Here is an 11,217-nt window from a genome sequence, read left to right as displayed (position 1 = left end):
CTTTTCAGACGGCGACGTCATCGCAAGAAGGCGGCGGCGACTCCCGCGTCGACCGGGATGTGCAGTCCGGTGGTGTGGGAGAGGTCGGGTCCGGTGAGCACCGACACGGCGTTCGCGACGTTCTCGGGCAGCACTTCGCGCTTGAGGATGGTGCGCTGCGCGTAGAACTCGCCCAGCTTGTCCTCGGCGATCCCGTAGGTCTTGGCGCGGTTCGCGCCCCAGCCGGACGCGAAGATGCCCGAGCCGCGCACGACGCCATCCGGGTTGATGCCGTTGACCTTGATGCCGTACTCACCGAGTTCGACGGCGAGCAGGCGTACCTGGTGAGCCTGGTCGGCCTTGGTCGCCGAATAAGCGATGTTGTTCGGGCCAGCAAAGACCGAGTTCTTCGACGCGATGTAGATCACATCTCCGCCCATCTTCTGCTCGATCAGCACGGGGGCTGTCGCCTTGGAGACCAGGAACGAGCCTTTCGCCATGATGTCGTGCTGGAAGTCCCAGTCCTGCTCGGTGGTTTCCAGCAGCGGCTTGCTGAGCGAGACGCCGGCGTTGTTCACGACGATGTCGAGGCCGCCGAACGCGAGCACGGCATCCTGCACCAGCCGCTCGATCGCGGCGGCATCCGTGACATTCACCTGCAGTCCGATCGCGACGTCGTCGCTGTTCGGGTACGCGGCGCCGATTTCCGCGGCGGCCTCCTGCGCCTTCGCGAGGTCGAGGTCCGCGATCACCACGCAGGCGCCGTCTGCGGCGAGACGGGTCGCGATGGCCTTTCCGATTCCGGATGCCGCTCCGGTCACCAGCGCGATGCGGGTCGCGTGGGATTTCGGCTTCGGCATGCGCTGCAGCTTCGCCTCCTCGAGCGCCCAGTACTCGATGGCGAATTTCTCGGCGTCGCTGATCGGGCTGTAGGTCGAGATCGACTCGGCGCCGCGCATCACATTGATCGCGTTGACGTAGAACTCGCCGGCAACCCGGGCGGTCTGCTTATTGGCGCCGTAGGAAAACATCCCGATACCGGGCAGGAGCACGATCAGCGGGTCGGCGCCGCGCATCGCCGGGCTGTCCGGTCCGGCGTGCTTCTCGTAGTACGCGGTGTAGTCCTTGCGGTAGGCCTCGTGGAGGGCCGCGAGGCGCTCCTTGACCTTCTCGACGGGAGCGTCGGCGGGCAGGTCCAGCAGCATCGGCTTGACCTTCGTGCGCAGGAAATGGTCGGGGCACGAGGTGCCGAGCGCGGCCAGCTTCGGTGCGTTCGCGCTGCTGAGGAAGTCGAGCACGACGTCGGAGTCGGTGAAATGCCCGACCATCGGCTTGTCGTGGCTGGCAATGCCGCGGATGGTTGCCGCGAGCGCGGCGGCCTTCGCCCGGCGCGCGGCCTTCGGAAGGGCTGCGTTCTTTGCCACGGCCTTGCCGAACGGCGCCCTCTTGCCGTTGGCCGCGAGGTAGTCCTCGGCGGTCGTGATGATCCAGAGGCTGTTCTTTTGGGCTTCGGCGCTCGTCGCGCCCCACGCGGTGATGCCGTGCCCGCCGAGGATGCAGCCGATGGCATCCGGGTTCGCGGCCTTGATGGCAGCGATATCGAGCCCGAGCTGGAAGCCGGGGCGACGCCACGGCACCCAGACGACCTTCGAGCCGAACGCCTTCTTCGTGAGCTTCTCGCCGTCTTTGGCGGTCGCGAACGCGATTCCGGAATCGGGATGCAGGTGGTCAACGTGCGCGGCATCCACGAAGGCGTGCATGAAGGTGTCGATGCTGGGCGCGGCGCCGCCGAGGCCGTGCCGGCAGTAGTCGAGCGCGGCAACCATCTCGTCTTCGTGCTCAACGCCGGCGTACACGTTCTTCAGCGCCATGACGCGGTCGAGACGCAGAACCGCGAGGCCGGATTCGGTGAGGGTGCCGAGGTCGCCGCCCGATCCCTTGACCCACATCAGTTCGACGCCTTCGCCGGTTACCGGGTCGGTGGCGGTGCCTTTTGCGGAGGTATTGCCCCCCGCGTAGTTGGTGTTGCGCGGATCAGCGCCCAGGCGATTGCTGCGCTTGATCAGGTCGTCCGTGTCGCTCACGCGCCCCATCCCAACTGGTTGCCGCCGACACGATCGGCCGCGATGCTCGCGCCGTATCCGCTGGCCGCGTAGGCCGCCATCGGGTTGCCGGGAAGACCGCGGCTCTCCCGCCAGGCAGCGAGGTCCGGACGCACATCGGTGTAGAAGGCATCCATCAGGATGCCGTTGGCCGTGAGGATGTCGCCGGCGCTCTGGGCTGCCGAGAGGGCTTCGATGTCGACGAGCAGGGCGCGGGTCGTCATCTCTTGCACGTTGAGCACGCTCCGGATCTGACCGGGGATCTTGTCTTCGATGTTGTGGCACTGGTCGAGCATGAACGCGACACCGCTGTCGGCTCCATACCCGCCGCCGCGCACGACCTCGACCAGGATGCGAAACAACTGGAACGGGTCGGCCGCGCCGACGATCAGGTCGTCGTCAGCGTAGAAGCGCGAGTTGAAGTCGAACGATCCGAGCTTCCCGAGCCGGAGCAGCTGCATGACGATGAACTCGATGTTCGTGCCCGGAGCGTGGTGCCCGGTGTCGAGGCAGACCAAGGCGCGATCGCCGAGCGCGACCACCTGGGAGTAGCTGGTGCCCCAGTCGGGAACATCCATGTGATAAAAAGCCGGCTCGAAGAACTTGTACTCGAGCACCATGCGTTGTGTCTCGGAGACGCGCTCGTAGATCGCGGCGAGAGACTCGGCGAGGCGGTCTTGGCGGCCGCGCATGTCATCCTGCCCGGGATAGTTCGTGCCGTCGGCGAGTCAGATCTTGAGGTCGCGCGACCCCGTCTGGTTCATGACGTCGAGACAGGCGTAGTGATGGTCGATGGCTTTCTGGCGCACGGCCTTGTCGGAGTGGGTGAGGCTGCCGAGTTTGTAGGCGTCGTCTTGGAAAGTGTTCGAGTTCACGGTGCCGAGCCCGACGCCATGGTCGGCGGCGTGCTTCTTCAGGTCGGCGAAGCTGTCGACGTTGTCCCACGGGATGTGCAGCGCGACAGTGGGGGCAAGCCCCGTGTACTTGTGCACTTGCGCTGCGTCGGAGACCTTCTCAAACGGATCGCGGGGCACGCCGGGTTGGGTGAACACCTTGAAACGGGTCCCGGAGTTGCCGAATGCCCAGGACGGCAGTTCGATGCTCTGCTCGACCAGGCGCGCGGAGATGTCAGCAAACGCAGACATGTCAGACCTCTCTGTCCGGCCCCGACACAGAGCCTGTCCTAACGTGTGAAACGTAACAACAAGAGTTTCAAGATGCAACACGGGGCATTACAGCAGCTCCACGAGGTCACGGAAGTCGTCGAGACGCGGGTCGGTGGGGGCGAGCTCGGTGACCAGAACGGTCACGTCCGAGAGGGGGAGACACGCGGCCGTCGACTGTTGCCGGAGTTTCGACGAGTCGATGCAGAGCACCAGCTCCTTCGACATCCGAAAAAAAGTGCGTTTCATCTCGGCCTCCCGGAGAGACACTTCCGAGGTGCCGTACTGGGTGTCGATCGCGCTCGCCGAAGCGAAGAATCGGGAGTACCGCAGCAGTTCCGCCGCGTGCACCGCGAGCGGTCCAACGAAACTGTCGGTGATCTCCTCGGTCTCACCGCCGATCAGGATGGCATTGACGCCGTGAGCAGATCGCAGCGCGCCGTAAGTCTGGTACGAATTCGTCGCGACCGTCAGACCCGACCGAACGCCGAATTGAGCCGCGAGCGTCCCAATCGTTGTTGATGCATCGAGTGCGATGGAGCCGGCGCGGGGCACGAGCGCGAGTGCCTTCTCGGCGATCGCCTCTTTAGCGCGCAGTCGCACGGCGCGCCGTTCGCCGAACGGCCGTGGTCCGATCACCGAGACGGCACCGCCCCGCACCCGACGCAGAAGCCCTTCGGCCTCGAGGGTCTCGAGATCGCGCCGAATCGTCATCGTTGACACACCGAAGCGATCGGCCGCCTCGGCGAGTTGGATGACGTTCTCGCTTGCGAGGGTGGTGAGCAGACGCGCTCGTCGCTCTTCGGAGTCCGCCGTGCTCGTCGTCGCCATTGCTCCCTCACGTGATATTTCGTGTTAACTTTCGCTCTCAATATAACATTCTGGGCTTCGGTCTCGCCTGTCATTTAGGCGTGTTTTGCGTGTCCTCACACCTCGATTGACACATTCAATACCCGGTGGTAGCGTCCGAAATCGATCGGTTCAGTGAACCCGTCCCCCCATGGCAGCGGCGCCAGCAGTCGTCGTTGCACCGAATAAAGGAGCATCGACGATGGCGTCGGACGTCTATTCCAACATCGCAGCCAGCGCCTCCGGCATGGATCGCGCCCTGGATGCCGGGAACGGAATCGTGCGTCTCGCTCCGGCCTGGGTTCCTCGGGCGTTTTGCACTCCGGGCCGCCGGATCCGGCTGCACCCGGATGACTACTTCCCGTTCGAGCAGACGCGCGGGGGGATTGATGAGCGTTGGCTCGGGTCGTCGGTTCGTGCCGAAAACGGCCCACTCACCGGCCCGTACGAGGGCCTCAGCCTCGTGATCGACCCCGACGGGGGCCTGCTGCCGTTCGACGAGTTCGTCGCTCATCACAAGGCCGACGCGATCGGCCACCGACTTCAGGATGCTCACGGCGGCTGGACCGTCTACTCGAAGTACTACGACAACCTGCAGCCGCTCCCGTTCCACGTGCACCACGACGACGAGAAGGCCGCGCTGGTCGGCAAGGTCGGCAAGCCTGAGTCGTACTACTACTCGCCGCACATGAACAACTACAAGGGCGACCAGTCGATCTCGTTCTTCGGCCTCCAGCCCGGCACCACCCGCGCGCAGCTCAAGGAACGCCTCGAACGTTTCGTCGACGGTGGCGACAACCGCATCACGGATTACGCACTCGGCTACCGCACTCAGCTCGGCACCGGGTGGGATATCCCGGCCGGCGTTTTGCACGCCCCCGCAAGCATCTGCACCTACGAGCCCCAGTCCGCAAGTGATGTCTTCTGCATGTGCGAGTCCTGGAGCAACAACCGCGAAGTTCCCATCGAACTGCTCTGGAAAGACGTCCCCCCGAAGCACCACGGTGATTTCGACTTCGTGCTCGACCTTCTCGACTGGGAGAAAAACGTCGACCCCAACTTCGTCGCGAACCGGTTCATGGTTCCGTACGAGACCGACGCGTCGAAGTCGGCGGGCCCGGGCTACGTCGAGAACTGGATCGTTTACCGCTCGAACGCATACAGCGCCAAGGAGCTCTCGGTGAAGCCCGGCCAGACGGTCACGATCACCGAAGACGACGCCTATGGTGCACACGTCATCCAGGGCCATGGCACGTTTGGATCGCTCGAGACCTCTGCAGTCACCACGATCCGCTTCGGCCAGCTCAGCGAAGACGAGTTTTTCGTCTCTGCCGCTGCAGCGAAATCGGGTGTGACCATCACCAACCGTTCGAGGACCGACGACCTCGTCGTGCTCAAGCACTTCGGGCCGGGGAACACGGAGCTCGGTCACGTTGACTAACATTCTCGGACTCCCCGTCGAGCAGGCGCTCCTTCGCGTCGGGTCGCTCGATCAGGTCGCCCGCATCGACTCGTTCATCGACGCGGAAGGACCGGCGCGCGGTGCGCGTCGACTCCACGTCGTGAACGGCGGCGGGCTGGAGTTCGATGTTCATCCCGATCGTGGACTCGACATCGGCGCCGCGAGCTACGAAGGCCTTCCGCTCGCGTGGCTGAGCTCGACCGGAATCGCAGCCCCCGGGTTCTACGAGCCCGATGGCCGCGGGTGGCTGCGCACCTTCGGCGGCGGTCTGGTCACGACCTGTGGGCTCGACAGCTTCGGCCCGCCCGCCGATGACGAAGACGGTGTGGTCGGGATGCACGGTCGGGTAGGGCACCTCCCCGCGCGCGTCACGATGGCCGATGCCACTCGGGAGCGCGTGATCGTTGCCGGGACCGTCCGGCAAACTGCTGTCTTCGCCGAGAACTTGGCCTTGCGGCGCGAGATTTCTAGCGAGATTGGGTCGAGCATCCTCACGATCTCCGACACCGTGACGAACGAGGGCGCGAACCCCAGCCCGCTCATGGTGCTGTACCACGTCAACCTCGGCTGGCCGCTCCTGGACGAGGGAGTTACCCTCGACATCCCGGCTCGCTCGGTCGTCGCGCGCGACCCCGACGCCGAGGCGGGATTCGATGCCAAGTACGAAATCGGAGCCCCCGTGACGGGTTTCCGCGAGCAGGTCTACATCCACGAGGCCGGCGCCGAGCGTTCCGCCCGGGTCACGAACCGAGCACGCGGCCTCGAGCTGACGCTCCGCTACTCGGCGACTTTGCCTGCCCTCTTCGAATGGAAGATGACGGCGACCGGACACTACGTGCTCGGTCTCGAGCCCGCGAACACTCCGGAGATCCAGGGCCGCGCGGCCGCGCGGGAGAGTGGGCGCCTCCCGCACATCGAGCCAGGCGAGACCGTCGCCTACCAGATCAGCATCGAGGTGGCACGGATATGAGCCATCTGCTCGAGCTGCACGGGGTGGCCAAGGGCTTTGGCCAAGTCGCCGCACTGGCCTCAGCCGACCTCGTGCTCGACGCGGGAACGATCCACGCGCTCGTGGGGGAGAACGGCGCGGGGAAGTCGACGCTGGTGAAGGTGATCGGCGGCGTGTACAGCCGCGACGCGGGTGAGTTTCTGCTCGATGGCGAATCGGTCGACTTCCGCTCGACCGCCGACGCGAAGCACCACGGCATCGCCGTCATTTACCAAGAGCCGACGCTCTTCCCCGACCTGACCGTCGCGGAGAATATCTTCGTCGGCCGGCAGCCCTATACGCGCTTCGGAACGATCGACCGTGCTTCGATGCGCCGCTCGGCACGAGAGCTGACGGCGCAGCTCGGCGTGCCGATCGATCCCGACCGGGAGGCGCGCGGTCTGTCGATCGCCGACCAGCAGATCGTCGAGATCGCGAAAGCGATCTCCCTGAATGCGCGGGTGCTCATCATGGACGAGCCCACCGCCGCGCTGAGCGGCGTCGAGGTAGATCGCCTGATGGGTGTCGCGCGGCAACTGCGCGACGAAGGCAAGGGCGTCATCTTCATTTCTCACCGCTTCGACGAGGTCTTCGCCCTGTGCGACACCATCACGGTCATGCGGGACGGACGCTACATCGCGACCAACCCGATCGCCGATGTCACCGTCGACGAGATCATCCGCCAGATGGTCGGTCGCAGCGTCGAGAATCTCTTCCCGAAAGAGGAAGCCGAGATCGGCCACGTCGTCCTCGACGTCGAGCACCTGAGCCGGGCCGGGGTGTTCGAGGACGTCTCGTTCCAGGTGCGTTCGGGCGAGATTGTCTGCCTCGCAGGCCTCGTCGGTGCTGGCCGGAGCGAGATCGCTCGGGCGGTCTTCGGTGTCGACCGGTACGACTCGGGCACCGTGAAGATCGACGGCACGGTCGTCCCGCGTCACCGTCCCGCCGCCGCGATGGCACTCGGTATGGGTTTCGTCCCGGAGGATCGCCGTAAGCAGGGGCTGGCGATGACCGCGGGCGTCGCGACCAACATCACGCTCGCGATCCGCAACCAGGTCGCGAAAGCTGGGTTCATCACCTCGAAGCTCGAGCAGGCTCCCGCGGCCGAGTGGGCGCGACGACTTCACGTCAAGACGCGCGCGCTCGACACCCACGCGTTCATGCTCTCGGGCGGCAATCAGCAGAAGGTCGTGCTCGCGAAGTGGCTCGCGACGAACCCGAAACTGCTGATCGTCGACGAACCCACCCGCGGAATCGACGTCGGCACGAAGGCCGAGGTCCACCGGCTCATCTCCGAGCTGGCCGGTACCGGGGTAGCGGTCCTGATGATCTCGTCGGAGCTGCCCGAAGTGCTCGGGATGGCTGACCGCGTCCTGACCGTGCGAGAGGGCCGACTCACCGCCAACATCGCGCGGGTCGACGCTTCGGCCGAGCGCGTCATGTTCGCGGCGACCCATGCCCCAGACAGCGCGGTGGAGACATGACCCGCACCCAATCGTGGTGGGAATGGATCTTCCGCGCCCGCGAGTTGAGCCTGATCGTCGTGATCGTCGCGCTCGTGGTCATCACGACCTTGACTCAGCCGCAATACCTCTTCTCCGAGGGCGGGGTTCGTGACCTGCTGCGCACCCCGGCTCTGTATATCGCGCTTGCGGTCGGCGAGGCGATCGTCATCATCACGCGCAACATCGATCTGTCGATCGGCAGCATCCTCGGTCTTTCGGCGTACTTCTGCGGCAACCTGTTTCATCAGGCGCCCGCACTTCCCATCCCGGTTGTCATCCTGTTGACCGTGCTCTTCGGCGGCATCCTCGGGTCGGTGAATGGTCTGCTCGTCGCGTTTCTCAAGGTGCCGGCCCTAGTCATCACGCTCGGCACGCTGTACGCCTACCGAGGAATCGCGGTCCTCTGGATCGGCGGTAACTTCATCCGGCCGGAGTGGGTGCCGAAGGAGTTCACCCAGCTGGCGCTGAGCGGTCTGTTCGGAGTGCCCTGGCTGCTGATCGTCGCGGTGGTGGTCGTCCTGCTCGCCGCGTGGTTCATGACCAGCCGACGCACCGGTCGGGAACTGTACGCGATCGGATCGAACCCCGATGCGGCCGTACTGTACGGCCTGCGCACGAGGCGGCTCACGCTCCTGCCGTTCGTCATCTCGGGAACCCTCGCCGGGGTCGCTGGCGTCATCTACGTGTCGATCTACGCCACCGGCGACTCGAAGGTCGGACTGGGTCTCGAGCTTCAGGCCGTCGCTGCTGCCGTTGTCGGCGGGGTCGCCGTCGTCGGTGGGGCGGGCCGTATTTGGGGTGTCGCTCTCGGAGCCTTCTTCCTCGCAACCCTCACCACGGCGCTGCCGGTGCTCAGCATCCCCAGCCTGTGGCAGCAAGCCGTCGTCGGCGTGCTCATCGTCGGGGCGATCACCCTCGACCGGGTGTTCTTTGTGGTCAGGCAGCGGCAAGCTCGAAAGGGACTCAGCGCATGACCGTCGAAACGACGTACCTCCGCCACGACCGTCCGCTCTGGCGTCGGCTGCTGCTGCGGCCGGAGGCGGTACTGATCGTCGCGATCATTCTGGTGATCGTCGTCTCGATCATCGTGATGCCCAACTACCTGCGGCCGAATCCGAACTACACGTTCTCCACGCTGCTGCTCAACGCGGCCCCGATCCTCATCCTTGCGCTGCCGCTGACGCTGATCATCGTGACGGGCGAGATCGATATCTCGATCGGGTCGGTTCTCGGTCTGTCGAGTGCAGCGTTCGGTCTGATGTTCGCGGCCGGGATACCGCTTCCGGTCGCCGCTCTGATCAGCGTCGCGATCGGCGGACTCGTCGGGGCGTTCAACGGAGTTCTCGTCACCGTTGTCGGACTTCCGAGCCTCGCCGTGACCATCGGCACGCTCGCCCTGTTCCGCGGGATTGCGGTGGGAGTGCTCGGTACGACGGCGGTTACCGGCTTCCCGTCGGCGGTCACTAGTTTCGTGCGGTCGACCGTCCCCGGTACCCCGATCCCGTGGCTCATCGTGATGTTCATCGTGATGGCGATCGGATTCGGGGTGCTCCTGCACTTCACGGCGTTTGGTCGCGGAGTCTTCGCCATCGGGCTGTCGCCCGAGAATGCCGCCTTCTCGGGCGTCAACGTCTCGCGGACGAAGTTCACGTTGTTCGTCTTGAGTGGCCTCGTTGCGGGTCTCGTCGGGGTGCTTTTCACCCTCCAGTACTCGAACGCGATCGGCTCGAACGGGAATGGCTTCGAGCTGCGTGCGGTCACGGCGATCGTGCTCGGCGGCGTTTCGATCTGGGGGGGAACCGGCAGTCTGCTGGGCGGCATCCTCGGGGGCCTGTTCATCGCGACGGTCAACAAGTCGCTCCAAGTTCTCGGCATCGGTGACGACGCGATCTACGTGATCACCGGCACCGCCCTCATCGCTTCCGTCGTCGTCTCGAGTGTCGCCGCGGCGATCTCGCAACGCCGACGAGCCATCACGTCCACCGCATAAGGGTGGCGAAGTTGATCTACCGAAGTACCGAACACCAGAGCACCACACCTGCATCACACCAATAGAAGAAGGGCAGAACAATGACGTTCATCGAACGTACGCGCGGGCGTAAGCACCGTGTGATCACTGCGGCAGTCGCACTTGCGGCTTCAGCGCTCGTTCTCGCGGGCTGTACCGCAACGGGACCCGGCGGCGGCACCCCGAGCGGAGCGGCGAACTACAACATCGTCGTCATGCCGAAGAGCTTGGGCAACAAGTACTTCGCGGCATCCGACGCGGGTGCCAAGTCGGCGATCGAAGGCTTCAACGGCACCTACACGGAGGCCGGCTCGAACGAAGCTTCGCCGACGTCGCAGTCGCCGTTCATCCAGACCGCCATTCAGAATGGCGCTGGTGCGATCATCCTCGCCGCGAACGACCCGGAAGCGGTCTGTGCCGACCTGAAGGACGCGATGGCGGCCGGCGTCAAGGTCGTCACCTTCGACTCCGACACGAACTGCCGCGACGCGTTCATCAACCAGGCCACGGTCGACGGTGTCGCCCAGGGTCTCGTTGACCTCGCGGTGAAGAACTTCGGTACCTCGAATGCCGTTCAGATCGCCATCGTCTCGGGTGGACCGAACGCGACCAACTTGAACGCCTGGGTCGACTCGATCAAGGCGAAGCTCGTGGCGCAGGCGCCGAACATCCAGGTCGTGGATGTCGTTTACGGCAACGACGTTGACGCGGACGCCTACAACGCGGTCAAGGGTGTCATCACGGCTCACCCCGAGCTGGACGGCATCATCGCGCCCGACTCGGTTTCCGTGAAGGAAGCGGCTCACTACCTGCAGGACACTCCTGCCCTGCAGGACACGATCTGGCTGACCGGTCTGGGTCTCCCGAGCGAGCTGCGCGACTACATCAAGGCCGGTGTCTTCGACCAGTTCGGCCTGTGGGATGTCGGAGCGCTCGGCCAGCTCGCCGCGTACACGGCGAAGGCGCTCATCGACGGTGAGATCACCGGCGCCGAGGGCGACACCTTCACCACCCCGCTAGGTGACTACACGGTTGGAAAGGGCGGCGAGATCGTTCTCGGCCCGCTGTTCGTCTTCGACAAGTCCAACGTGGACAACTTCGACTTCTAAGTCGGAGACTGAAATAAGGGCGGGGGTCCGCGTCGCACTGCGGCGCGGACCC

At 65.0% G+C, this 11,217-nt stretch carries 8 protein-coding genes and 1 pseudogene; 6 read left to right on the top strand and 3 right to left on the bottom strand.

Annotated features, from left to right (window positions below; all coding sequences use genetic code 11):
- Positions 1-17: 17 nt before the first annotated feature.
- From ABIR17_RS07395 to ABIR17_RS07385, 3 genes and pseudogenes are all read right to left on the bottom strand, one after another.
- The gene (locus ABIR17_RS07395) at positions 18-2,072 is read right to left on the bottom strand and encodes a bifunctional aldolase/short-chain dehydrogenase (protein ID WP_348003738.1); all 2,055 of its coding nucleotides are present in this window, start codon (positions 2,070-2,072) and stop codon (positions 18-20) included.
- A pseudogene (gene rhaI, locus ABIR17_RS07390) lies at positions 2,060-3,226 on the bottom strand (L-rhamnose isomerase). The gene ABIR17_RS07395 and the pseudogene rhaI overlap by 13 nt, the downstream one beginning before the upstream one ends.
- Before the next feature lie 87 nt (positions 3,227-3,313).
- Entirely contained in the window at positions 3,314-4,075 is a 762-nt protein-coding gene (locus tag ABIR17_RS07385; protein WP_348003737.1) for a DeoR/GlpR family DNA-binding transcription regulator, read from the bottom strand.
- 220 nt (positions 4,076-4,295) lie between these two features.
- Between ABIR17_RS07385 and ABIR17_RS07380 the strand changes: the two genes are divergently transcribed.
- From ABIR17_RS07380 to ABIR17_RS07355, 6 genes are all read left to right on the top strand, one after another.
- Positions 4,296-5,534, top strand: coding sequence for a hypothetical protein (locus tag ABIR17_RS07380; protein WP_348003736.1), 1,239 nt, complete (start codon positions 4,296-4,298; stop codon positions 5,532-5,534).
- A complete protein-coding gene (locus ABIR17_RS07375) occupies positions 5,527-6,525 on the top strand; it encodes an aldose 1-epimerase family protein (RefSeq protein WP_348003735.1) in 999 nt (332 codons plus the stop codon). The genes ABIR17_RS07380 and ABIR17_RS07375 overlap by 8 nt, the downstream gene beginning before the upstream one ends.
- Positions 6,522-8,027 carry a sugar ABC transporter ATP-binding protein gene (locus ABIR17_RS07370; RefSeq protein ID WP_348003734.1) on the top strand — a complete coding sequence of 502 codons (1,506 nt, stop codon included), beginning with the start codon at positions 6,522-6,524 and terminating at the stop codon, positions 8,025-8,027. The genes ABIR17_RS07375 and ABIR17_RS07370 overlap by 4 nt, the downstream gene beginning before the upstream one ends.
- The gene (locus tag ABIR17_RS07365; RefSeq protein WP_348003733.1) at positions 8,024-9,022 is read left to right on the top strand and encodes an ABC transporter permease; all 999 of its coding nucleotides are present in this window, start codon (positions 8,024-8,026) and stop codon (positions 9,020-9,022) included. The genes ABIR17_RS07370 and ABIR17_RS07365 overlap by 4 nt, the downstream gene beginning before the upstream one ends.
- A complete protein-coding gene (locus ABIR17_RS07360; protein WP_348003732.1) occupies positions 9,019-10,038 on the top strand; it encodes an ABC transporter permease in 1,020 nt (339 codons plus the stop codon). Before ABIR17_RS07365 ends, ABIR17_RS07360 begins: the two co-directional genes overlap by 4 nt.
- A gap of 80 nt (positions 10,039-10,118) precedes the next feature.
- Complete coding sequence (locus tag ABIR17_RS07355; RefSeq protein ID WP_348003731.1) at positions 10,119-11,165, top strand: substrate-binding domain-containing protein; 1,047 nt, start codon at positions 10,119-10,121, stop codon at positions 11,163-11,165.
- Positions 11,166-11,217 lie beyond the last annotated feature (52 nt).

The sequence above is a fragment of the Pseudolysinimonas sp. genome (assembly GCF_039912695.1).
Lineage (GTDB): Bacteria > Actinomycetota > Actinomycetes > Actinomycetales > Microbacteriaceae > Pseudolysinimonas_A.
This window is presented reverse-complemented; position numbering and strand designations above follow the sequence as displayed.